Genomic DNA, 23767 nt, shown 5'->3' on the forward strand with positions numbered 1-23767 from the left:
CCGGCATAGAGGGTAGCAGGCGATGAAGCTCCGGAAGCCCTCCTCCGATAGCCAGCCTGTCCGCTTGATGGCACTGCTTACCAATGCAATTTGGTGGTTGTTGCTGGTTGTTCTGGTGCTGTTGGCTCTCTACGCCGGCATCGGGAGGCAGCTTACCCAGAACGTGGATTCTTTCCGGGATGAGCTTTCCGACGAGCTGTCTGCCCGCCTTGGCCACGATGTGAGTATTGGTAGCCTGTCATCGCGCTGGTTTTGGCTCGATCCCTCCTTTACCGCACAAGACATAGAAGTCACCAATCCGGATTCCGGAGACCGGGTTGTGAGCTTGCAGCATTTGACCATCCGTTTTGATGCGCTTGCTTCATTGATGCGCTTCAGAATTGTTTTCGAGGACTTTGAAGCGGACGGGCTCGAGTTAACGCTGAATCAAAAGCGTAGCGGTGAAGTGGGTGTGCGGGGCGCTGATATTCCGGAGCCCCTGAACAATCGTTACCGGGATTGGCTCAGAATTGCCGGGAAATGGCTTTCGGACCCCTACATTAAAGTGACCCGAGTGAACCTGGGTATTCGCGACAACCAGGGTCAGCTCCGGTTTCTGGATATTCCCCAGCTTGATCTGCTGTATCAGCAAGGATTGTTTCGGGCATCTGGCCGCGCTTTGCGGTCCGCAACCACTGAACAGTTGGCCAGCTTTACCCTGGTGGGTAAACAGTTTTTCCGCGGCGACTTCAGTGGCCAACTCTATCTCAACGTAGATTCCGGGCGCCTGTTTGATGGGCTGATTGATGAGTATCAGTGGCGGGACATCCGTGTTGAAGGCTTTGACCTGGGAGGAGAGGCCTGGCTTACCTTCCGCAAAGGTGTCCTTCAGCAGGTCAGCGGTACCGTGAGAACACCCTATCTGCAGCTCGGCGTTGCCGGCGAATCGCTGGCCCCACTGGAAGATATCAGTGCACGGTTTGGCTGGCGTCGGCACCATGATGTGATGGCTACACCTGAAGAGGGTGGGCTCCGTTCAGAGACCATTGGTGAGTGGCACCTCAAACAGCTCGCCTGGACCTGGAATGGCGACCAGGTACCACCATTCAGTTTGAAGTTGGTTCCGGAGCCGCAAGGGATAACCATCACTGCAGACGCCATGCCCCTGCGCCCGCTTCGACGCCTGACAAGCACTCTGCCACTGTTGCCTCCGGTCGCCAGCGACGCATTGGAGGACTACCGCCCCGTAGGCTTTTTGGATGGTGTGACAATCAGAGTTCCGGGGAGCGGTGACAACAGCTTTGAATTTTCTGCTCGGCTTCGGGACGTTGGTGCTGCTGCCTATGGTGGCGCACCAGATGTACGCGGTGTGAATGGGTTTATTTACGTTGATCAGAATGCCGGCTATGTTCGGGCTCGAGAGGGCGCACGCCCGGTGACCCTCTCTTTTCCGGAACTGTTCAGCAGTGAGTGGTCCTTGCCTGAGCTTTCCGCCACCGTAGCCTGGCGTTTGGATGGGCCTGTCACCCGCGTTTATTCAGACGATATACGCATGACCTATGGTGACAATACTCATCTGAGCGGAGCTTTCGATCTCAAGCTTGACCAGAAAGGTGAGGACAACCTCGGCCTCCGGGTTAGTGTCGAGAATGGCGACGCCTCTATGCTGGCTGCATTTGTTCCTGAGAAGATCGTGGATGCCGGGCTTTATGAGTGGTTAACCACGGCCATCACTGAAGCGGATATACTGTCTGGCGTCTACTATGGTCACGGCCAGATCGGTAGTGACGCCCCCTCTGGCTCGTTTGTTTCTTCCATGTGGTATGAGTTTGAAAACGCCAGCGTTCGCTACGATAAGCAGTGGCCAGAGGTAACGGGCGCGCGCGGGCGGGTCGACATTCAGAACGGCGATACATTGGTGATGCTTGAGGCGGGAAACACCGGTGGCCTGGCAATTGATCCGAGCACTGTTTCCGTGATTCCAGAGGCCGAAGGTGCACTGGTGCGGGTGGATGTATCAGCACCTGTGCCGGCAGATGCCATCAGCTACTGGATGACCAACAGCCCGTTTGGCGCCATGGCCGGGCCCGAGGCAGCAAAGCTGAGCTATGGTGGTGATTACAAGCTTGATCTGTCGATAGACTTGCCTCTCAAAGACAATGTGGCACCTGTGGTTGAGGCCAGGGTTGGCACGGAGAATGGCACGGTAGCCTATCCAGGTACCGATCTGCGCTGGGACAGAATCAACGGTAGGCTGACTTACCATTCTGAAAAGGGCTTTTCGAAAACGCCTCTGATGGCCCACTTTCTGGATGAGCCGGCCAAGATTGTATTCAGTCAGCCGGGAGCAGCGCAGGCACTGCGGATTGAGCAAACGGGCACCTTGCCTGTACTCAGCGTGTTTCGACAGTTCGAGCTTGTAGATCCTCAAAAACCGAGTGGTAGCGATGCCGGTAGCAGCCGATACGGGCTCAAAGGTGCTTTTGGTTACTCTGCACGGTTGGATGTCACAGAGGGCAGCTCGCCACGGGTAACGGTTCGCTCCAGCCTCGAGGGGCTCACTATCGATTGGCCTGGCCCTTTTTCCAAAAAGGCAGGGCAGATAGCACCTTTGCTAGCCGAGATACATACAGGGGATGAACGAGGTCTGGGTATTTCTGGAACCTGGGAGAATCGCGCGACCTTTGACCTTTTATGGAAAAACTCCGGAATTGAACTGACCTTTGATGAGCTCTACCTCGGGGATCAGATACTGAAGAATATAGAGTTGGAGGCATTTGATCTGGGAGACCGCTGGGTCTTGAGCACCCATTCCGAACGGGCCGTTGGCCGAATTGAAATCCCGAATGATAACAGTCTGGTCACAGCAGATTTTGCCGTGGTGCACCTGGTTCGGGACGAAACTGCCGCCAGGGAAGCGCCGGAATTGCTGACTATAGAGCAGCAACTTGAAGCCTTCCGGGCAATGGACATGGAGGCGTGGCCAGATGTGGATATTGCAGTATCTGAACTGCGCCTCAACAATGATAGCTTGGGGCGCTGGTCTTTCCAGTTGCGGCCTGAGCGCCAGAAACTCAATATTCGCAGTATCGAAGGTCACCTCAAATCCATCACGCTAGCGGGTGATATGACCTGGAGCGTGGTTGATGATAGGGAAGTCAGTCAGTTTACTGGTTCTGTAACCGGTGGGGCGCTGGCGGACCTGGGTGAGCTTTTCGATACTGAAGTACCTTTGTCGAACAAGCAGACCAACATTGAGCTGAACCTGGACTGGCCAGGGCGTCCTGATGAGTTTGATCTGGCAAGCCTCAGCGGTAATGTCAGTCTTCGCCTCGATGATGGCGTGATTTTGGAGAGCAACAACAGCGCGCAGGTGTTCAGGATATTCAATCTGCTCAACTCCGATACGCTGTGGCGCAGGCTTAAGCTGGATTTTTCGGATCTGTATAAGCGTGGTGTAGCCTTTGATGCAGTATCCGGCAAGGCTCGCCTGGAGGATGGTTTGCTCACAATGGACCCGGAAATGCAGGTGGTTGGCCCATCTGGCGCGTTCAAGCTCAGTGGAAGCACCAATCTGGAGGAAGAGGTGTTCGATATGCGCCTGGTTGTTGTTCTGCCACTCACCCAGAACCTGCCACTGGCTGCCCTGCTGATGGGTGCCGGCGCACCTATTGGAGGTGCTCTGTTTGTACTGGATAAGGTGCTGGGAGACCCGCTCAGCAGGCTCACCAGCGCCACCTACAATGTGACCGGCCCCTGGGATGAACCTAAAATCGATTTGCGCAGCGTATTTGACACAGGTAAATAACCTGAACTACTGCGAATATCAGGCTTCAGCTTCGTCAACGCATTCCCGTAAGTAACGGAATAGCTTGCGGGATTGCCCGGTATTTTTCTGTTTTTCCAGATCTTTACGGGCATTGCGAACAAGATTGCGCAAATGCTGTATGTCTGCACCTGGACAGTAGTTGAAGAATTCGCCTGCAACCGAGTCGCCCTCAGCAATCATCCGGTCACGCCAGCGCTCAGCCAGGTGGTGGCGGCGTGTATGCTCTTCACTTCCCGAGTCGAAGGCATCAATCGCTCGCTCAACCGCCTCGGGGTCATCTTCCTGCCGGATAATTTTGCCAATGTACTGCAGGTGACGGCGCTTGGCTTCGTTCTGCTTGATCCTGCGCGATTCTTCAATGGCGTGTCTCAGGGTATCGCTAATCGTCAGGGTATCAAGCTGTTCGTTGCTCAGGTCGAGCATGCGTTTTCCAATGCCCTGAAGCGCGTGCATTTCCCGTTTGAGTTGGGATTTACTCGGCCCCGAGTATTGCGGCGCTTCGTCGTCGTGGTCGTCGATCATGTTTTCATCCAGATTTGTCAGTTCACGCGTAAAAAATAGTCGCCAGGCCAAGAAATGACATGAAACCGACCACATCCGTGACGGTTGTCAGTATAACGCTGCCAGCCAGCGCCGGGTCGATATTTCGGGATTTCAGGAACAGCGGTAATACGGTACCTACCAGCGCTGCGGCCACCAGGTTGATAATCAATGCGGCGGCAATGATGGCGCCTATTAACAAATCCTGAAACCAGGCAGTTGCGGCGGCGGCTACTACGCCGGCCCAGAGTATGCCGTTGAGAATACCGGAAAGAAACTCCCGGTTCAGCAACCAGCCCACATTGGTGCCGCTGATTTGCCCAACCGCCATACCCCGGATCACAAGAGTGAGGGTCTGGCTGCCAGCAATTCCGCCCATGCTCGCTACAATGGGCATGAGCACCGCCAATGCGACCACCTTTTCGATGGTGTCTTCAAACAGACCAATAACGCCAGAAGCGATGAAGGCCGTGATCAGGTTAACACCCAGCCAGATCGCCCTGCGCCGTGTGGTTTTCCAGACTGGGGCAAAGGTATCTTCATCATCATCCAGGCCGGCCATGCTCATCAGTGAATGATCCGCATCTTCGCGGATAACATCCACCACGTCATCGATGGTGATTCGGCCCAGAAGATGACCCTCCTGGTTCACAACCGGTGCAGAAATCAGGTCGTAGCGCTCAAACAAGGTGGCAACTTTGGTATCCGAGAGCATGACGGGGATGGGTTCTATATCCGTATCCATCACCTCCCGAACCGTTGCTGCCTGGTTGGAAACAAGCATCTTGGTAATGGGCAGCATTCCGATAAATTCATCGCGCCGGCTCACAACAATCAGGCTGTCGGTCATCGGCGGAAGTGCACGGTGCCGCCGCAGATACCGCAATACCACATCAATACTGATATCAGGGCGGACAGTAATGGTGTCCGTGTTCATCAGGCCGCCGGCGGTGTCTTCCGGGTAGGAGAGGACTTCCTCAACCCGTTGCCGATCCTGTTCGTCCATGGTGTCCAGAACTTCCTGGATCACCTTATCCGGTAATTGCTGCAGAAGGTCGGCGAGATCGTCGGACTCGAAGTCCTCGATGATATCCGCCAGTTCCTGGGCGTTGAGTCGGCTCAGGTATTCGGCACGGATGTCTTCGTTAAGGTACTGGAGAACATCGCCTTCGAGCTGTTTGTCTACCAGATTCCAGAGCAGGGCACGCTGGCGGGGCGGCGATGATTCAAGCAGGTGCGCGATATCGCTGGGGCTCAGGCCGCCGTTGAGAATGCGGGCAACCTGTTTCAGCGCACCACTGTCCAGCGCTTCACTAAGGGAGCGTAAGCGTTGGCGGGCCTGGCTTTTTTCCAGAATATCGGACATGAATCACCTGCAGTCAGAAAACGCCTGCATTATAACGAAGTTAGCCGAAACACGTGAGAAAGAGTGGGTTATTCGCCTTCGCCAAAATAGTCATTGATCAATTCTGAAAGGGCTTCAATGGCCTTATCTTCATCCGGGCCATCGGCCACCAGTTCAACTTCTGTGCCTTTACTGGCGGCGAGCATCATCACATGCATGATGTTTTTTGCGTCCACTTCGCGTCCTTTGCCACAGATTCTCACGGAGCTGTCGAACTGCGAGGCCGTGGCCACCAGCTTTGCCGTGGCCCGGGCGTGCAGGCCAAGCTTGTTAATGATAACAATGGGATGGCGTATCACAGCAGGTCAGACCTCTTTCCGGGCCTGCAGATGCGGCAGCTCGGCGTGGCGTACTTGCACGTTGCTGCAAGTTTCGCGGAAGTGCCGTCCCAGCTGTTCGCAGATATACACTGAGCGGTGTTGGCCGCCGGTACAGCCAATGGAAATGGTCATGTAGCTACGGTTGCTGTCAGCAAAGGACGGGATCCAGCTCTCCAGAAACCCGATTAAATCGTTAACCATTTTCGTGCTGGCAGGCTCGGCCTCAAGAAACTCGATAACAGGCTGATCTAGGCCGGTAAACTTGCGCAGGCTGTGATCCCAGTAGGGGTTGGGCAGGCAGCGCACATCGAATACATAGTCAGAGTCCAATGGCACACCGTGCTTGAATCCGAAAGACTGGAACAGCAGTGCAAGCTCCTGATCTTTGCGCCCGGCAATCCGCTGCTTCACCATATCCCGCAACTCATACATCGACAGCCCTTTGGTGTTGATGTGCAAATCTGCAAGCTTTGAGAGAGGTTCAAGCAGTTCTTTTTCGTTGCTGATGGCTTCTCTCAGAGACGTCTTGTCGTCGCTCAGGGGATGCTTGCGCCGGGTGGCATGAAACCGTTGCAGGAGAGACTGTTCATCCGCATCCAGGTAGATCACTTCAACCTGGATCTCATCTCTGCGGAGCTTGCGATGGATCTCCTCGAAATTGGCCAGCTCACCCGAAAGGTTGCGGGCATCAATACTGACTGCCATTTTGTCGAGCCTGCCCGGCGCCGTCTGGTTTGCCGCTTCTCGTGTCAGGGGGAACAAAAGCCCGATAGGCAGGTTATCAATGCAGTAGTATCCCAGGTCTTCCAATACGTGCAGAGCGGTACTCTTGCCGGAACCTGACCGGCCACTGACGATGATCAGCTTCATAGTGAAATAACCTGTTGCCCGGGTGGATATCAGCCACTGGTGGCTGTCATGCGTTGGAAAAGTGTGTGCGCATCTTCGCACTGCCTGAGAGCGTCGCAGAATGAGCGTTCGTTAAATTTCTCGGCGAGTTGGCTAAGCAGCTCAAGATGCTCGCTGGTAGCTTCTTTGGGCACGATCAGTGCAAACAGAAGGTCCACCGGCTGGTTGTCTATTGCGTCAAATTCGACGGCTTCTTCCAGGGTCATCAGCACACCGATAACCTGTTCAAGGCCTTCGAGACGGCAATGGGGGATGGCTATCCCCTGGCCTATTCCGGTGCTCCCAAGCCGCTCTCGGGCAATCAGATTGTTGAAGATCTGACTTTCGTTGACCGAATCATTGTGCTCGCGAATCTGCTCGGCAATGGTCTCCAGCACCCGCTTTTTGCTTGATGCGGGCACATTGCACAGGGTCAGCTCCGGCACAAGGATGTTGTCTATTGTCAGGGATGTGTCGCTCATGAATCGACCGCGCTTCCGTGAAAAAAGCTGCGACGCGTAGACCGCGCCGCAGCTTGATTAGATGACATGCCTGAAAACACTCGCCTAGCGGGCGGTGTGTCCCTGCATCCTGTCTACAGTCTTTTCTTTGTGCTTGAGGATCTGTCGATCCAGCTTGTCGACGAGCCCGTCGATGGCTGCGTACATGTCCTCGTTTTCCGCCTTTGCGTGAATCTCACCACCAACCACGTGGAGCGTCGCATCTGCAATCTGCCGAACCTTATCTACTTCCAATGTTACCTGGCAGTTGCTGATGTGGTCGAAGTGCCGCTCGAGTCGTTCAAACTTTTCGGCTACATAGTCTTTCAAAGCGGGAGTCAGCTCTACGTGACGGCCTGAAATGTTGAGTTGCATAGACGTCTCCTGTTGTCATTCTTTCCGGCTCTGGGAGCCGGTCTGAGTGCTGGCGCATGGCTGCACCAGCGAAAACCACTTGAAACTGTTCGACGCGCCAGATTTACACCAGCCGCTTGCGTTCGTTTGAGGGGGGAATGTTCATGGCCTCGCGGTATTTTGCAACCGTGCGTCGCGCCACTTTGATCCCTTCTTCTCCCAGCATGGCTGCAATCTTGTTATCACTCAACGGCTTTTTCGGTGTTTCTGCAGCAATCAGTTTTTTGATCATTGCTCGAATAGCCGTTGATGAGCACTCTCCGCCTTCGTCGGTGCTGACATGGCTGGAGAAAAAATATTTCAGTTCAAAAACGCCCCGGGGTGTGTGCATATATTTTTGCGTGGTCACACGGGAAATGGTGGATTCGTGCATTTCCACAAGCTGGGCGATATCCGAAAGAATCAGCGGCTTCATCGCTTCTTCGCCATGGTCCAGGAAACCCTGTTGGTATTCAACAATCCGGGTTGCAACCTTTAGCAGCGTTTCGTTTCGGCTTTGCAGACTCTTGATGAACCACTTTGCCTCCTGAAGCTGGTCGCGCAGGTAGGTGTTATCTGCGCTACTATCCGCCCGCTTTATTAATGAAGCATAGCTCGCATTCACGCGTATGCGCGGCGCAATTTCAGGATTCAGTTCAACGCGCCAGCGGTCATTGTGTTTGCGCACGATCACGTCGGGAATAACATAGTCCGGCTCGGTGCGATCAATGATGTCTCCCGGGCGCGGGTTGAGGCTGGTAATTAGTGCCAGCACATCGCGCAGTTGGTCCTCTTTAAGGCGACTGCGGCGAAGTAGCTGGGCGTAGTCACGGTTGCCCAGCAGGTTTATATAATGTGTGATCACCAACCGTGCCTGAGCAAGCCAGGGTGTTTCCGGTGGCAACTGATTTAGCTGGATCAGCAGGCAGTCCTGGAGATCTCGGGCAAAAACGCCCGGCGGATCGAAGAACTGCAGTCGGCGTAGCACGGCCTCTACTTCGTCCATCTCCAGAGGGTCGTCATCGGAATCGTTCGTCAGGCCGCTGTAGATCTCTTCCAAAGGGCTTGTGAGGTAGCCTTGCTCGTCTACTGCGTCCATAAGCGCGTGAGCAATAGCCTGGTCCCGTTCCGTCATGGGCGTAAGGTTCAACTGCCACTCAAGATGGTCCCTAAGGGTTTCACTTGGGGAGTTACGGGTCTCGAAATCGTGGTCGCTTTCGTCTTCGTTGCGCGCTGCAGGAGCAGGGGCGGACTGATAGATATCGTCCCACGCGGTATCGACGGGAAGGTCGTCCGGGATTGTGTCAGGGATTTCGTTTTCAGTTTGCCAGTCTGGCCCGTTTTCGCTTTCATCCCAATCAGAATTGGACGAATCGGAGGCTGTCTCTGAACTGTTAAGGTTCGAAGTGTCGTCGTGGCTCTGCTCGCTATCCGCAGCAGGTGCATCAATCTGATCGTCGTCATCCTGGGATTCCAGCAAGGGATTGGATTCCAGTGCTTGCTGGATTTCCTGCTGGAGGTCGAGGGTTGATAACTGTAAAAGCCTGATCGCCTGTTGCAGCTGGGGCGTCATAGTCAGGCTCTGACCCAGCTTTAATTGTAATGAGGCTTTCATAACCATCGCTCAGGATCCGTCACTTATACCCGATCTAAATTTCTTGCTTCGGCTAAAAATTCTTTGTGTCACGGCTACTTGCCGCCAAAAAAGATTATCCTAGCAAGTTCTCTGCCGAGTTTACTTGCTCCGGGTCGGCAACACAATCGAGCGGGCGCGCCGCCATGCTGAAAGCAAAGCTTACAGCCGGAACTCATTGCCAAGATAAACTTCTTTTACCTGCTGATTGGCAAGGATGGTTTCGGCATTTCCGGAAGCTATTATGTGCCCGCCGGAAACGATGTACGCGTTCTCGCAGATATCCAGAGTTTCGCGCACGTTGTGATCGGTGATCAGTACACCGATGCCCTTGTCCCTTAGGTGGCGAATAATCTGTTTGATATCGCTGACGGAAATGGGGTCTACCCCGGCAAAGGGTTCATCCAGCAGGATGAAGGCGGGCTCCATGGCCAGAGCGCGTGCAATTTCTACCCGACGCCGTTCGCCGCCGGAAAGGGCCATCCCCAGACTGTCACGAATGTGGGTAATGTGGAACTCTTCCAGTAACTGTTCAACCTTGCTCAGGCGCTCGGCTCGGCTCAGACCCTTGCGGGTTTCAAGAATCGCCATGATGTTGTCGCGCACTGACAGCTTGCGGAATACAGACGCCTCCTGGGGCAGGTACCCAATGCCTTTGCGCGCCCGGCCATGCATGGGCAGGGGGGTGATGTCCTGGCTGTCGATGGTGATACGGCCATTATCCGCATTAACCAGCCCGACAATCATGTAGAAACAGGTAGTTTTGCCAGCTCCGTTGGGCCCGAGCAGGCCAACAATCTCGCCGCTGCGAATTTCCAGCGACACATCGATGACTACTTTTTTCTGCTTATAGCTTTTTGCCAGGTTACTCGCTCTGAGAACTGCCATCGGATTCCTGTCTACTGTAATCGGCTGTTATTGGGTGGAGTCTGTGCTGTTGCCACGGGGCTGGATAACCATCTCGACCCGCCCAGGGCCGGCTCCGGTATCCTCGCCGCCTTCTGCCGTGACCACTCGTTGCTCAGTATCGTAATGAATAATGTCGCCACGAAACACGTTGCCATTCTGCTCAATGACGGCTTCCCGTTCAAAGGTGAGCTGTTTGTCCGTGGCAGACCAGGTTATGTTTTTGGCTTGAGCATCCGTTTTACCTTCACCGCTGGTTACTGGCTGCTGATAGCGGGCAGGGGAGCCGCTGGCCTCGATGCGGTTAAGTCCTTCGGCACTGCGATAGAGAACTACACGCTCTGCGGACAGCCGGGTTTTCCCCTGAGTCAGCTCAACGGCACCTGTGTAGGTGGCAATGCCTTTGCCGTCGTCCAGGCGAGCGCTGTCAGCGCTCACGGTGATGGGCTGATCAGAATCAAGATCAAAGGCCATCGCTGAGTTCATAAGGCCTGCTGCCACGGCGGTGATCAGAAGCCTGCGCAGGGTGTTATTTAACGGTTTCATAGCGTCCTTCTACCTGGGAGTTCAGTTCCAGAATGCGCTCGTCGATCCACGCTTTCATGCCTTTGGCCTGTGTGGTGCCAAGGGTGTCGGTGATTTTAACCGGGTCATCGGTATAAACCATGCCCTGTTTGTTATCCAGGGTGAGGCTTTCGGTATTCAGCGTTGCCTGCCGTTCTCCTATCGTTCGCACAACACGAACGTTTCCGGAGAGATAAAGCAGATCATCGTTCTGGCGCAGGGTGCCATTCTCGGCATTCAGGAGCCAAGGGCCTTCTCCGGTTGCGCCAAACAGTTCGGCGCTGGGCGATTCCATAGCGGCAAGGTTGCCTTCTTCGAACTGCTCGATCCGCGGGCTGGTGAATACGATTTTGCGTTGCCCGTCCTCACCGTAAGAGGTGTAACTGCCGTTAATCACGAATCCGTCAGGCTCTGATTCGCCGCGGAGCTGCCTGGCATCACTGTAGCTACTTAGCGGGGGCTCGTCACTTTGCCATAGCAAAAAAGCAGTGGCTGCAATGGTTATTGCCAGCCCCAGCATGCGCAGCCGGGGCCTGTTTGCCAAGGCCAGTTTTGAGAGCAAGCTGTTTTTTGCGCTCTCCTCCATTGTTATGACTCCAGGTAAGGGGTCAGTGTGGCGTTCAAGTGCCCCCTGGCGGTCAGTAGAAGATCGCACAGCTCCCGCACGGCGCCGTGGCCCCCTGCAGCCTGGGTGCAGTAATCAGCATGCTCTTTTACCAGCCAGTACCCGTTGGGCACTGTTACACCCAAACCCGAATAACGGATGGCGGGTAAATCGGGCAGGTCGTCGCCCATGTAGGCGATAGCTTTTGGTTCTATGTTCAGCGTGCTGACTAACTCTTGAAGTGCGATCTTTTTGTCCTCACGACCTTGCATCAGGTGCGGGATTTTCAGGTCGTGCATGCGCTTTTCAGTCAGTGGCGAAGAGCGCCCGGTGATGACGGCGACAGTGATCCCGGCAGCCATGAGCTGCTTCAGCCCCAGCCCATCCAGAATATTGAATCCTTTGAGCTCATCGCCGTTGGCACTGAAGTAGATTTTGCCATCACTCATGATGCCATCAACATCCAGTGCAACAAGCTTGATGCCAGCAGCCTTCACCAGAAGGGATTCCGGCCAGAGCTTTTGCAGTGGGCTTTGCAGTTCTTTCATCATGATGCCTTGTGTGCTTGCTCTTAAATTTGTTTCTGAGCTGGCTTTAAATAACACCGGCGCGTAACAGGTCGTGCATATTGATGGCTCCGACCAGGGCGCCGTCAACATCAGTCACTGGCAGCGCACTGATCTTGAGGCCTTCCATCACGTTCAGCGCTTCTGCAGCAAGCTGGTCCGGCTGAATGGTTCTGCCGTTGCGTGTCATCACGTCCCGTATCGGGGTTGTGTGTACATCAATGGGCTTGTCGAGGGTGCGGCGGAGGTCCCCGTCTGTGAATATGCCGGTCATGGTGCCGCTAGCGTTTACCACCGTAGTCATGCCCAGCCCCTTCCGGGATATCTCCAGCAGGGCCCCGCTCAATGTGGTGTCTTCATTCACGATAGGGATGCGGTCACCAGTGTGCATGATGTCCGATACCCGTAGCAGGAGCTTGCGGCCCAGGCTGCCACCGGGATGGGAGAAAGCAAAGTCCTCTGCACTGAAGCCCCGGGCTTCCAGCAAGGCAACAGCCAGCGCATCGCCCATGACTAACGTGGCGGTGGTGCTGGAGGTAGGCGCCAGACCAAGTGGGCAAGCCTCTGTTTCAACACTGACATCCAGATTTGCCACGGCTTCTTTTGCCAAAGTGGACGTTGGGTTGCCAGTCATGCTGATTAATGGAGCGCCCATGCGTTTGATCAGTGGCAAAATGGTAACCACTTCGCTGGTATTGCCGCTGTTCGAAATAGCAATAACCACGTCCTGACTGGTAATCATCCCCATGTCACCGTGGCTGGCCTCCCCGGGGTGGACAAAGAACGAAGGTGTTCCGGTGCTTGCCAGTGTGGCTGCTATCTTATGACCTATGTGGCCCGATTTACCCATGCCGGTCACTACAACCCGGCCTTTGCAGGCCATGATGACTTCGCAGGCACGTTTAAAATGATCATCAATGCGGTGTTCAAGGGCACTGATGGCATCCCGCTCAATGCGTATGGCCTGGAGTGCAGGAGTACGGAAATCGTATGTTCTCTTTTCAGTCATCGGGCGAAAAACCTGCTTTTTCGTTAGCACCGTATGTATGAAATAACCTGGCGCTATCTATGTGAAAATAGAAGGGTGCGATCAGATTAGCGGAGTATAACATTTCCCGCGAGCTGAGCAGTCTGGTTACCGCAAGTTAAACCGGGTGATCAGTAAAACTGATCATTGCTATCAATTCATTTTGGGAAGCATTGATTGAGCTTGAGGGCTCCTTGGCATAATGTAGCCGCTCCCTGCAGCCATAACCTTTATGTGTTGAGAGCTTAAGGCTGCGGGGTGAAGGCTAAAAGCGATGGGCTGAAAGGTAAGGAATATGGGGTTGGACTCGTACATTACATTAAAGGACGTTGTGTTTTCACGTTCTGAGCGCCGTATTTTTAATGGTGTGTCTGTGGAGATTCCCCGAGGGAAAATCACCGCCATTATGGGCCCCAGCGGCAGTGGTAAAACCACCTTGCTTCGTTTGGTCGGCGGTCAGCTTCGGCCGGATTCAGGCAGTATTGTGGTAGATGGCCAGTCGATCGGCGAGCTTCGCCGTAAGGAGCTTTACAAGTTCCGGGAAAAGATGGGCATGCTATTCCAGAGTGGTGCGTTGTTTACGGATTTGAGCGTATACGAGAACGTGGCCTTTCCCATGCGTGTGCACACCAAACTGCCGGAAGACATGATTAACGACATAGTGTTGATGAAGTTGGAAGCGGTTGGCCTGCGAGGTGCTCGCAATCTCATGCCCTCTGAGCTTTCCGGTGGCATGAACCGGCGCGTGGCCCTGGCGCGCAGTATTGCGCTCGACCCGGAGCTTATCATGTACGATGAGCCCTTTGCGGGGCAGGACCCTATTGGCATGGGCGTACTGGTGAAGCTGATTCGCGATCTGAACAGCTCCATGGGGCTCACCAGTGTTCTGGTGTCCCATGATGTGCAAGAGTCCCTGAGCATCTGCCATTACGCCTGTATTATTGCAGACGGCAAAGTGATTGGAGTGGGCAGCCCCGCCGAATTGCAGAATCACCCATCTGAGCAGGTACAGCAGTTTTTGAACGGGCACCCGGATGGCCCCGTGCCATTCCATTACCCGTCTTCCGCGGCTGCCGAGGATTTCGGGCTTGCAGGAGGTGTCTCTTGATCGACAGAATTGCTTCCTTTGGGCGTAGCGGGGCAGATCTCGTTATCTCCATAGGCCGTGCCGGTCGCTTTCTGGCGGGCGTGCTGTCAGGCGTTCCCCGCCCGAAAACCGGCTTCCCCCTGTTGATGAAACAACTGTACTCCGTTGGCGTCCTGTCGCTTGCGATCATAGTGGTTTCGGGACTGTTTATCGGTATGGTGCTGGGCCTGCAGGGCTACACCATACTCAGTGATTTTGGCTCTGAAGCCGCTATTGGGCAGATGATTGCGCTTACCCTGGTGCGTGAACTCGGGCCTGTCGTAACTGCCTTGCTGTTCGCCGGGCGTGCCGGGTCGGCGCTGACCGCTGAAATCGGCCTGATGAAAGCAACCGAGCAGCTTTCCAGTATGGAAATGATGGGCGTAGATCCCTTGCGCCGGGTTATTGCCCCCAGGCTTTGGGCTGGGTTTATTGCTATGCCGATTCTGGCCATCATCTTCTCCATGGTAGGTATCTGGGGCGGCATGCTCGTGGGCGTAGAGTGGCTTGGCGTTTTTGAAGGTTCCTACTGGGGCAACATGCAGGCTTCGGTGGACTTTTGGGACGACGTCGTGAATGGCATTGTCAAAAGCGTCGTGTTCGGTTTTGTGTGTGCCTGGATTGCGGTTTACCAAGGTTATGATTGTGTGCCCACATCGGCAGGCATCAGCTCGGCTACCACCAAAACTGTGGTGTATTCCTCGCTGGCTGTCTTGGGGCTGGATTTTGTGCTGACTGCCGTAATGTTCGGCAACTTCTGATCAACGATTGACGAGATAACACCGGGAGCCGGTAATGACACAAAGAACAACGGACATCACAGTTGGCCTGTTTATGCTGGCAGGTTTGGCAGCGCTGCTGTTTCTGGCACTTCAGGTAAGCGGGCTGTCCCCGAAATCGGCGAAGAGCACCTACACCATTTACGCGGACTTTAATGACACCGGCGGGATTACCCCCCGGGGCAGGGTGTCCATGGCGGGTGTAACGGTGGGTAGTATCGATTCGATTACCCTGAACAAGGAAACCTTCCAGGCGCGGGTGGCTATGTCCATTCACGGGGATGTAGACAATATTCCGGCAGACAGCGCAGCAGTAATACGCACATCCGGACTGCTGGGTGAGCAGTATATTGATATATCCATAGGTGGCGAAATGGACTCGCTCCAGCCTGGTGATACCTTTTATTCCACCCAGTCGGCGATGAATATCGAGCGGCTGATCAGCAATTTTGCGTCTGGTAAATAAGCCAGTCGAGCGACAGAACAGGAGAAGCGAGATGACTGTTTTAATACAGCACGTTACACAGCGATTTTTTCTCGCCGTCACACTGATGGCGTTTTGCGTGGCATCGGTACAGGCCGGCCCGGAAGACGATTTGCAACAGTATGTCGATGAAAACACGCAGCGATTGGTGAACAAGCTCAATGAAGAACGTGGCCTCTATGAAAGTGATCCGGAAGCTTTTTACCAGAACATGGACGATGAGCTGGAAGGTTTCGTGGATTTTCGCCGGATTGCTGCCCGTGTAATGGGGCGCTATGCGCGCCAGGCAACGCCTGAGCAACGGAACGAGTTTGTGGTCAAGTTCAAACGTAGCCTTTTTGATAGCTACGCGCAGGCGCTGATGAGCGCGGACAATTTCGAGATCAAGGTGCGGGGCGCTACGATTAATCCCGGTGACGACAACCGGGCGTCGGTAGCCATGGAAGTCATTACTGCGTCTGGAAACCGTCATTCAGTTACCTATTCCATGTACCGCAAGGACGAAGGCAGCAACTGGATGATGGAAAATGTCATCGTTGAAGGGGTTAACATTGGTCTTTCCTTCCGGGACCGCTTTACCCAGGAAATGGAAGCCAATCGCGGTCAGGTTGAAGTGGTTATCGACGGCTGGAGTGATGCCGTCAAATCCCTCAACCTGGAAGATGAAGTGAATAAATCATGAGCACGGAAACACCGACAGTTCGGCTGGAGGCAGGCGCGCTGTTTGTCTCCGGCGCGATTGATGCCCACAATGTTGCTCCCCTGCGGGCTGAAGGCGAGCGGCTTATCACTGCTGCCGGAAATGGCGTGGTAGTAGATCTTTCGGGCTTATCCACCACTCACAGCGTTATCCTCTCCATGCTGCTATGTTGGAGTCGGCTGGCGGAAAAGCAGGGGGTTGCATTGTCTTTTTCCGGTGCCCCTGATCGTCTCGTTTCCCTTGCCGCTTTGAGCAGCCTCGCAGATTGGTTACAATCCCGCCCCTGATTTCATAAATATCTGAGGATTTACTATGGACGCCACCGAAGTCACCCAGTTGGTCGAGGAAGCACTGCCCGGTTGTGAGGTGCAGGTACAGATCGACGGTAACCATTATATGGTGGTCGTTATAGGTGACGTTTTTGAAGGTCTGTCGAGCATCAAACGACAGCAGCTGATCAACAAAGCGCTATTCCAGCAAATTATGGATGGCACTATTCACGCCCTTCACCCGAAACCTTTTACCCCGGCTGAATGGGCTGCGCGTCAGGGCTGAGCCTCTCGCACACAACAGGATTACTATTGTGGACAAACTTCTAATCCGAGGCCGTAAGCCTCTGGACGGCGAGATCCGGATTTCCGGCGCCAAAAACGCAGCGCTTCCTATTCTTGCGGCAACCCTGTTGGCAGACGAGCCGGTTACCGTTGGTAATCTGCCACATCTGCACGACGTGACCACCATGATCGAGCTCTTGGGCCGCATGGGTGTGGATTTGATGATTGATGAGAAAATGAGCGTGGAAATTCACGCCAACACCATCAAGCATTTTCATGCCCCTTACGAGCTCGTTAAAACCATGCGCGCCTCCATTTTGGTGCTGGGGCCGCTGGTCGCACACTTTGGTGAGGCGGAGGTCTCTCTGCCAGGTGGGTGTGCCATTGGTAGCCGCCCGGTAAACCTGCATATTCAGGGCCTTGAGCAAATGGGCGCGGATATCACCGTGGAAAACGGTTATATCAAAGCGAAAACCAATGGCCGCTTGAAAGGCGCGCACATTTTCATGGACGTGGTGACTGTAACCGGCACCGAAAACCTGTTGATGGCTGCAACCCTTGCGGATGGAAAAACCATCCTCGAAAACGCGGCTCGTGAGCCCGAAGTTGTAGACCTTGCCGAGTGCCTCATTGCCATGGGCGCGAAGATCACCGGGCACGGTACTTCAACCATCGAAATTGAAGGTGTTGAACGCCTGCATGGTTGTCACTACAACGTACTGCCAGACCGTATCGAAACCGGAACCTATCTGGTGGCAGCAGCAGCGACTGGCGGGCGGGTAAAACTGAAAGATACCCGCGCAGATTTGCTGGATGCAGTGCTGCTCAAACTGGAAGAGGCAGGGGCCCATATCACCTCCGGCCCTGACTGGATCGAGCTGGACATGAAAGGCAAGCGCCCGAAGGCGGTTAACATTCGCACAGCTCCATACCCGGCGTTCCCTACGGATATGCAGGCACAGTTTGCAGCCATGAACGCGGTAGCAGAGGGCACCGGTACCATCATCGAGACGGTGTTCGAGAATCGTTTCATGCACCTGCAAGAACTGACCCGCATGGGTGCGGACATCACGCTGGAAGGCAATGCCGCGATTATCAAAGGTGTTGACCACCTGACGGGTGCTCCGGTCATGGCAACGGACTTACGAGCGTCTGCCAGCTTGGTTATTGCAGGCTTGATGGCAGATGGAGATACGATTATTGATCGTATCTACCATATTGATCGCGGGTACGAATGCATTGAAGAGAAGCTGCAGCTGCTTGGTGGAAGTATCCGCCGCTTGCCAGCGTGACAGACACATACGGGAAACCGGAAGGACGCATGACAGATTCCATCACCATCGCCTTGTCGAAGGGGCGAATTCTGGAAGAAACCCTGCCACTGCTGGCGGAAGCCGGGATTGAGCTGATCGACGATATCAAGAAATCCCGTAAGCTGGTGTTCCCCACCTCAGACCCGAATGTGCGCGTGCTCATTCTCCGCGCCACAGACGTGCCTACTTACGTGCAGTACGGCGGTGCTGATTTGGGTGTAACGGGTAAGGATGTGTTGATGGAGCACGGCGGGGAAGGGCTATACGAGCCTCTGGATTTAAATATTGCTCGTTGCCGGCTGATGACCGCAGGCCCCGTAGGTGAAACACCCCCCGTTGGGCGTATTCGTGTGGCCACCAAGTTCGTCAACATGGCTCGCCGGTACTATGCAGCGCAGGGCCGGCAGGCCGACTTCATCAAGCTATATGGTGCAATGGAGCTGGCGCCGATTCTCGGGTTAGCGGACGAGATTGTCGATATCGTAGATACCGGCAATACCTTGAAGGCCAATGGCCTTGAAGCCCGCGAACTGATTGACCATATCAGCACCAGGCTGGTGGTTAATCGTGCTTCCATGAAGATGAAACACGATCATATTAATCCCATTATCGAGAAGATGGCGGTGGCTGTAGATAAGCGTCGCTAGAAACAATCCAACGCAGGATTTGAGACATGACCGTTAGCATCAAACGATTGAACGCCTCCCAAGCTGACTTTATTAGCCAGCTGGCCACGCTGTTGGCTTGGGATGACAGTGTTGATCATCAGGTGAACGAGTCAGTACGGCATATCCTGCATCAAGTAAAAACTCGTGGTGACCAAGCGGTTCTGGAGTTCACGGAGAAGTTTGATCGTTTGACAGCCAGCAGTGTTGCAGAGCTGGAAATGAGCCAGAGCCGCTTACAGCAGGCTTTGGAAGCTATTCCACAGAATCAGCGCGTGGCACTGCAGCAAGCCGCAAACCGGGTGCGGGATTACCACGAACGTCAGGAGCAGAAATCCTGGCAGTATCAGGACGAAGACGGCACTGTGCTGGGCCAGAAAGTAACGCCTCTGGATCGCGCGGGCCTTTACGTGCCGGGTGGCAAGGCGGCTTATCCATCGTCTGTATTGATGAACGCCATTCCAGCAAAAGTGGCTGGTGTGGGCGAAGTCATTATGGTTGTCCCTACTCCGGATGGCGTAGTGAACGACTTGGTACTGGCCGCTGCGGCCATCGCAGGTGTTGATCGTGTATTTACGGTAGGCGGTGCGCAAGCAGTTGGTGCTCTTGCTTACGGCACAGAAACCATTCCGGCAGTAGACAAAATCGTTGGCCCAGGCAACATCTACGTAGCCACTGCCAAGCGGGAAGTCTTCGGCACGGTTGGTATAGATATGATCGCCGGCCCTTCGGAAATCCTCGTAATCTGCGATGGCAAAACCAATCCCGACTGGATCGCCATGGATTTGTTCTCCCAGGCCGAGCACGACGAACAAGCCCAGTCGATACTGATCAGCCCCGATGCGGAATTCCTCGATGCTGTAGAAGCCAGCATCAACAAACTGCTCCCCACCATGGAACGCGCCGACATCATCCGCACCTCCATGACGGATCGCGCAGCGCTGATTCACGTTGCAGACCTGAACGAAGCCGCAAAAGTATCCAATCGCATAGCGCCCGAACACCTGGAGCTCTCTGTCGAAAGCCCCGAAGCCTTGCTCGAAGAAATCCGCCACGCCGGTGCCATCTTTATGGGCCGATACACCGCCGAAGCATTGGGCGATTACTGTGCTGGACCTAACCACGTGCTGCCTACCAGCGGCACTGCCCGGTTCTCATCCCCGTTGGGCGTTTACGATTTCCAGAAGCGCTCCTCCATCATTGGTTTTAGTGCCAAAGGTGCCGATCGTATGGGGCGGGTTGCTTCGGTGTTGGCAAGGGGAGAGGGGCTAACTGCCCACGCACGTTCAGCTGAGTACAGGATTAAAAGCGATGAGTAAATTCTGGAGTCCTCTGGTCAAAGGCCTGGTCCCCTATGTGCCAGGCGAGCAACCAAAAATGGCCAACCTGGTAAAACTGAACACCAACGAAAACCCTTTCGGCCCCTCGCCAAAGGTAATCGAGGCTATCCAGGCAGAACTTAACGACAGCCTGCGCCTCTACCCGGATCCGGAAGGTTCAAGCCTGCGCCAGACCATTGCCACCTACCACAGCGTAAAACCCGAACAAGTGTTTTTGGGCAATGGCTCCGACGAAGTTCTGGCTCACATATTCTGCGCCCTGTTCCAGCACGGCCAACCCGTGCTGTTTCCGGATGTAACCTACAGTTTTTACCCGGTGTACTGCGGCCTTTACAACATCGACGGCAAAGCAGTACCCCTCACCGACAGCTTCGAAATCAACCCTGAAGACTACAAGCAGCCAAACGGTGGAGTCATCTTCCCCAACCCAAACGCGCCCACCGGCCGTTATCTTGGGCTGGAGCATGTAGAGACAATCCTTCAGGCCAACACCGAGCGTGTTGTTGTAGTCGACGAAGCTTATGTAGACTTTGGCGGCGAATCTGCCGTCAAACTAGTGGGTCAGTATCCCAACCTGCTGGTTTGCCAAACCCTTTCCAAAGCCCGTTCTTTGGCTGGCTTGCGGGTCGGCTTCGCCATCGGTCACCCGGATCTGATTGAAGCGCTAAACCGCGTTAAAGACAGCTTCAACAGCTACCCGTTAGACAGGCTTGCACAGGCAGGTGCAAAAGCTGCGTACGAAGATGAGGCTTGGTTCCAAAAGTCGTGCAAGGGCGTGATCTCTGAGCGGGAGCGAGTCACTAAGGCCTTGGAAGGTTTGAACTTTGAAGTCTTGCCGTCCAAGGCCAACTTCGTTTTTGCTCGTCATAGGGAGAAGTCTGGTGAAGGCCTTGCGCAAGATTTGAGAGAGCAGGGCATCATCGTGCGTCATTTCAATAAGCCGAGAATCAGCGAGTTTTTGCGGATTACTATCGGTACCCCAGAGCAAAATGACGCCCTAATTGCCGGCCTTAAATCTCTGTAAACCACCAAAGCCGATAACTCCCAAGTCTAAGGCAAAAGAGGATAAAGCATGGCAACCCGTGACAGTATTCTCGCTAAACTCAATGAGTGGCTAAAGCCGGGCGAATTCCAGGACTACTGCCCAAACGGCCTGCAGGTCGAAGGCAAAAGTGAGATCAGCACCATCGTCACCGGCGTAACCGCCTCCAGAGATCTCGTAGAAGCCGCCATAGCAGCAAATGCCGACATGCTGATCGTTCACCACGGCTACTTCTGGAAAGGTGAAGACCAGGCCATCCGAGGCATGAAACGCGAGCGCATAAAACGCCTATTGGATAACGACATCAACCTTGTAGCTTACCACCTGCCGTTGGATGATCACCCGGAATACGGCAACAACCGCCAATTAGCAGATATCCTGGGCATCGAAAATCCAAGGCCGCTAAACGGTCTGGTTTGGGAAGGTGAGCTTAAGGAAGCGGTCAGTCCCGAAAAATTCGGGTTGCACATCGCAAGAGCACTTCATAGAGAACCCTTAAGAGTCGGCGACGGCAAAGCAGAAATCAAAAGGGTGGGGTGGTGTACAGGCGCAGCGCAAGGATTCATCAACACCGCAATTGATGCGAGCCTGGATGCCTATATCAGTGGTGAAATCTCCGAGCCGACTACGCATACAGCCCGGGAATGTGGAATTCACTATTACGCTGCCGGCCACTACGCAACAGAGAGGTATGGTGTAAAGGCGCTTGGAGCAGCACTAGAAAAAGAGTTCGGGATCAAGCATCGCTTCATTGACTGCGACAATCCAGTTTAACGAAGCGGAACAGAGGCTAGCGGCAGGCGAAATCAAGCCTCTGCCGACTTGTCACCCTTCTTGAGCCCGAAATCTTCAGACAAGGTGCCAGAAGTTTTTGGCGCATAGTCCCTGGGTGGCTCAGCACCATCTTCGGAGACCTCTTCCAGGCGCTTGCGAGACGTTTCCTCTGCCAGTTCAGCCATCCACTCCTCGTCGTTACACAACCGATTCGCACCACGAGCCATGTGCTGGTTTACGTCTCGGTATGCATCGTTAAAACGGCGTAGCAAGTGGGCTGACTCCATAAAATGCTCATTTACCTGGGCCTGGTAGCGAGTGTACTCATTACGCACCTCCTCGGCCTGCTGCTCGGCACGGCGCTGCCGCAGCGTGGAACCTTGTCCTGAGCGGCCAAAAATCGCTCCGATGACAATGCCAACAATCAATGCGGCAATCGCTGCCAGAATCAGGTTTGTCATATGCTATCTCGTCCTGTTGCCTTAAAAATGAGCAAATCCATATCGGTCAGTATAACGCTCGTAGCGTCATCAGCCCATGCCTGAATACTGCGCCAATCGTCGTATTGCCCGGTGGGTCTTCAGCATGGCGAAAAAAACGTATATACGCGATAATACGCCGCCCAAAATCAACGATCTGACCCCGGGATTTCCTGATGACAGCTTCTTCGCCTTCTATCGCCACCGCAAACCAGACACCCTGGCAGCGTTACCAAGCGGATCTTGAGCGCCCGGAGTTTCATAAGGACGCGGCACAGGCTGATGCCGTTCAGCGCCTACAGACACTCTACGATAAACTGGTGGACGCGGAAAGCGAACGCGGTAAAGCGGTCACCAAATTGCGGCGCAAGTTGAAAAAAGGCCGGGAAGAACCCGTTAAGGGGCTGTACTTCTGGGGCGGTGTTGGCCGTGGCAAAACCTATCTCATGGACACCTTTTTCGAGTCGCTACCGTTCAAGCGTAAAATGCGCGTGCATTTTCACCGATTTATGCAGCGGGTACACCAGGAGCTGAAAAACGTTAAAGGCGAAAAGAACCCCTTGGATCTGGTGGCAAAGAAATTTGCCAATGAAACTCGGGTGATCTGCTTCGATGAGTTTTTTGTTTCTGATATTGGCGATGCAATGATCCTGGCAACCTTAATGGAAGGCTTGTTCAAGCGAGGCGTTACCTTGGTGTGTACGTCCAACATTGTCCCTGATGGGCTCTATAAGGATGGTTTGCAGCGGGCTCGTTTTCTGCCCGCTATTGCATTGGTAAATAAATACACCGACGTAGTGAACGTCGACGGCGGCATCGATTACCGGCTGCGAACTCTGGAACAAGCTGAACTCTTCTACTCCCCGCTGGGTGAAGAGGCGGATGCGAGTTTGCGTAAAAGCTTTGACGCGCTGGCGGTGGAAGCGGGCAAGCACAGCAAGTCCATGGAGATCAACGGCCGCAAGATTCCCGCGCAGGCCCATGCCGACGATGTGGTCTGGTTTGATTTTAAAGATGTGTGCGACGGCCCGCGCAGCCAGAATGATTACATTGAAATGGCGCGCCAGTTTCACGCCATCATCGTCAGCAATGTGCCCGTGCTCGGGGGTGAGAAAGACGACCAATCCCGACGCTTCGTGAACATGATCGACGAGTTTTACGACCGCAACGTGAAGGTCATCATTTCTGCGGCGGCCCCCATTACCGAGCTTTATTCCGGCGGCCGGTTGAGCTTCGAGTTTGAGCGAACGGAATCCCGTCTTCTGGAAATGCAGTCGCAGGAATATCTCGAAGCGCCCCATAAGCCTTAAATCAGCAAAAATCCATCAAAAGCAAAGTGGTTGCATCTGCAAATGTT

The 23767-nt window shown here is 54.3% G+C and carries 26 protein-coding genes; 13 read left to right on the forward strand and 13 right to left on the reverse strand.

Translation table 11 applies throughout. The annotated features are described in order from the left end of the window. Window positions 1-22 precede the first annotated feature (22 nt). Entirely contained in the window at window positions 23-3787 is a 3765-nt protein-coding gene (locus tag AADB16_RS07900) for a YhdP family protein (protein ID WP_410802492.1), read from the forward strand. 18 nt (window positions 3788-3805) lie between these two features. Here the strand turns inward: AADB16_RS07900 and yjgA are convergent, their stop codons facing one another. The 12 genes from yjgA to AADB16_RS07960 form a co-directional block, all read right to left on the reverse strand. After that, on the reverse strand, window positions 3806-4330 hold the full coding sequence (gene yjgA, locus AADB16_RS07905; RefSeq protein ID WP_309045431.1) for a ribosome biogenesis factor YjgA: 525 nt from the start codon (window positions 4328-4330) through the stop codon (window positions 3806-3808). A gap of 22 nt (window positions 4331-4352) precedes the next feature. Continuing rightward, window positions 4353-5714 carry a magnesium transporter gene (gene mgtE, locus AADB16_RS07910; protein WP_298448251.1) on the reverse strand — a complete coding sequence of 454 codons (1362 nt, stop codon included), beginning with the start codon at window positions 5712-5714 and terminating at the stop codon, window positions 4353-4355. A gap of 68 nt (window positions 5715-5782) precedes the next feature. Next, on the reverse strand, window positions 5783-6052 hold the full coding sequence (locus tag AADB16_RS07915) for an HPr family phosphocarrier protein (protein ID WP_309045430.1): 270 nt from the start codon (window positions 6050-6052) through the stop codon (window positions 5783-5785). A gap of 6 nt (window positions 6053-6058) precedes the next feature. Continuing rightward, entirely contained in the window at window positions 6059-6943 is an 885-nt protein-coding gene (rapZ, locus tag AADB16_RS07920; protein WP_309045429.1) for an RNase adapter RapZ, read from the reverse strand. A gap of 29 nt (window positions 6944-6972) precedes the next feature. Continuing rightward, window positions 6973-7443, reverse strand: coding sequence for a PTS IIA-like nitrogen regulatory protein PtsN (gene ptsN / locus AADB16_RS07925; RefSeq protein WP_309045428.1), 471 nt, complete (start codon window positions 7441-7443; stop codon window positions 6973-6975). Between the two features lie 84 nt (window positions 7444-7527). Then, a complete protein-coding gene (hpf, locus tag AADB16_RS07930; RefSeq protein ID WP_200202516.1) occupies window positions 7528-7836 on the reverse strand; it encodes a ribosome hibernation promoting factor in 309 nt (102 codons plus the stop codon). A 103-nt stretch (window positions 7837-7939) separates the two neighbouring features. Then, the gene (locus AADB16_RS07935; protein ID WP_410802495.1) at window positions 7940-9475 is read right to left on the reverse strand and encodes an RNA polymerase factor sigma-54; all 1536 of its coding nucleotides are present in this window, start codon (window positions 9473-9475) and stop codon (window positions 7940-7942) included. Between the two features lie 174 nt (window positions 9476-9649). Continuing rightward, window positions 9650-10375 (reverse strand): LPS export ABC transporter ATP-binding protein, encoded by a 726-nt coding sequence (gene lptB / locus AADB16_RS07940; protein ID WP_298448245.1) that lies wholly within the window; start codon window positions 10373-10375, stop codon window positions 9650-9652. Between the two features lie 27 nt (window positions 10376-10402). Next, window positions 10403-10939 (reverse strand): lipopolysaccharide transport periplasmic protein LptA, encoded by a 537-nt coding sequence (gene lptA / locus AADB16_RS07945; protein WP_410802497.1) that lies wholly within the window; start codon window positions 10937-10939, stop codon window positions 10403-10405. After that, on the reverse strand, window positions 10923-11543 hold the full coding sequence (gene lptC, locus AADB16_RS07950) for an LPS export ABC transporter periplasmic protein LptC (protein WP_410802499.1): 621 nt from the start codon (window positions 11541-11543) through the stop codon (window positions 10923-10925). Before lptC ends, lptA begins: the two co-directional genes overlap by 17 nt. 2 nt (window positions 11544-11545) lie before the next feature. Then, the gene (locus tag AADB16_RS07955) at window positions 11546-12109 is read right to left on the reverse strand and encodes a KdsC family phosphatase (RefSeq protein ID WP_410802501.1); all 564 of its coding nucleotides are present in this window, start codon (window positions 12107-12109) and stop codon (window positions 11546-11548) included. Between the two features lie 46 nt (window positions 12110-12155). Next, window positions 12156-13136 (reverse strand): KpsF/GutQ family sugar-phosphate isomerase, encoded by a 981-nt coding sequence (locus tag AADB16_RS07960; protein ID WP_309045424.1) that lies wholly within the window; start codon window positions 13134-13136, stop codon window positions 12156-12158. A 313-nt stretch (window positions 13137-13449) separates the two neighbouring features. On the opposite strand from AADB16_RS07960, the gene AADB16_RS07965 reads away from it, so the two are divergent. The 11 genes from AADB16_RS07965 (at window position 13450) to AADB16_RS08015 (ending at window position 21931) form a co-directional block, all read left to right on the forward strand. Then, on the forward strand, window positions 13450-14262 hold the full coding sequence (locus tag AADB16_RS07965) for an ABC transporter ATP-binding protein (protein WP_410802503.1): 813 nt from the start codon (window positions 13450-13452) through the stop codon (window positions 14260-14262). After that, window positions 14259-15041 carry a lipid asymmetry maintenance ABC transporter permease subunit MlaE gene (mlaE, locus tag AADB16_RS07970; RefSeq protein ID WP_410802504.1) on the forward strand — a complete coding sequence of 261 codons (783 nt, stop codon included), beginning with the start codon at window positions 14259-14261 and terminating at the stop codon, window positions 15039-15041. The genes AADB16_RS07965 and mlaE overlap by 4 nt, the downstream gene beginning before the upstream one ends. Before the next feature lie 34 nt (window positions 15042-15075). Then, window positions 15076-15525, forward strand: a complete 450-nt coding sequence (mlaD, locus tag AADB16_RS07975) for an outer membrane lipid asymmetry maintenance protein MlaD (protein WP_309045421.1) — start codon at window positions 15076-15078, stop codon at window positions 15523-15525. A gap of 85 nt (window positions 15526-15610) precedes the next feature. Next, window positions 15611-16225 carry a phospholipid-binding protein MlaC gene (locus AADB16_RS07980; RefSeq protein WP_410803622.1) on the forward strand — a complete coding sequence of 205 codons (615 nt, stop codon included), beginning with the start codon at window positions 15611-15613 and terminating at the stop codon, window positions 16223-16225. Continuing rightward, window positions 16222-16530 carry a lipid asymmetry maintenance protein MlaB gene (locus tag AADB16_RS07985; RefSeq protein ID WP_410802506.1) on the forward strand — a complete coding sequence of 103 codons (309 nt, stop codon included), beginning with the start codon at window positions 16222-16224 and terminating at the stop codon, window positions 16528-16530. The genes AADB16_RS07980 and AADB16_RS07985 overlap by 4 nt, the downstream gene beginning before the upstream one ends. Window positions 16531-16555: 25 nt before the next feature. Further along, entirely contained in the window at window positions 16556-16798 is a 243-nt protein-coding gene (locus tag AADB16_RS07990) for a BolA family protein (RefSeq protein WP_298448233.1), read from the forward strand. A 28-nt stretch (window positions 16799-16826) separates the two neighbouring features. Continuing rightward, window positions 16827-18089 (forward strand): UDP-N-acetylglucosamine 1-carboxyvinyltransferase, encoded by a 1263-nt coding sequence (gene murA / locus AADB16_RS07995; RefSeq protein ID WP_298448232.1) that lies wholly within the window; start codon window positions 16827-16829, stop codon window positions 18087-18089. Between the two features lie 29 nt (window positions 18090-18118). Continuing rightward, window positions 18119-18757, forward strand: coding sequence for an ATP phosphoribosyltransferase (gene hisG, locus AADB16_RS08000; RefSeq protein WP_410802508.1), 639 nt, complete (start codon window positions 18119-18121; stop codon window positions 18755-18757). 26 nt (window positions 18758-18783) lie between these two features. Further along, on the forward strand, window positions 18784-20094 hold the full coding sequence (gene hisD / locus AADB16_RS08005; RefSeq protein ID WP_410802510.1) for a histidinol dehydrogenase: 1311 nt from the start codon (window positions 18784-18786) through the stop codon (window positions 20092-20094). Beyond that, window positions 20087-21139, forward strand: a complete 1053-nt coding sequence (hisC, locus tag AADB16_RS08010; protein ID WP_410802512.1) for a histidinol-phosphate transaminase — start codon at window positions 20087-20089, stop codon at window positions 21137-21139. Before hisD ends, hisC begins: the two co-directional genes overlap by 8 nt. 48 nt (window positions 21140-21187) lie before the next feature. After that, window positions 21188-21931 (forward strand): Nif3-like dinuclear metal center hexameric protein, encoded by a 744-nt coding sequence (locus tag AADB16_RS08015; protein ID WP_410802514.1) that lies wholly within the window; start codon window positions 21188-21190, stop codon window positions 21929-21931. Window positions 21932-21963: 32 nt separating this feature from the next. Here AADB16_RS08015 and AADB16_RS08020 read toward each other — a convergent pair whose 3' ends face one another. After that, the gene (locus tag AADB16_RS08020; protein ID WP_298448223.1) at window positions 21964-22392 is read right to left on the reverse strand and encodes a YhcB family protein; all 429 of its coding nucleotides are present in this window, start codon (window positions 22390-22392) and stop codon (window positions 21964-21966) included. A 194-nt stretch (window positions 22393-22586) separates the two neighbouring features. On the opposite strand from AADB16_RS08020, the gene zapE reads away from it, so the two are divergent. Continuing rightward, window positions 22587-23720, forward strand: a complete 1134-nt coding sequence (zapE, locus tag AADB16_RS08025; RefSeq protein WP_298448221.1) for a cell division protein ZapE — start codon at window positions 22587-22589, stop codon at window positions 23718-23720. Window positions 23721-23767 lie beyond the last annotated feature (47 nt).

The sequence above is a fragment of the Marinobacter sp. KMM 10035 genome (assembly GCF_046537445.1).
GTDB lineage: Bacteria > Pseudomonadota > Gammaproteobacteria > Pseudomonadales > Oleiphilaceae > Marinobacter > Marinobacter sediminicola.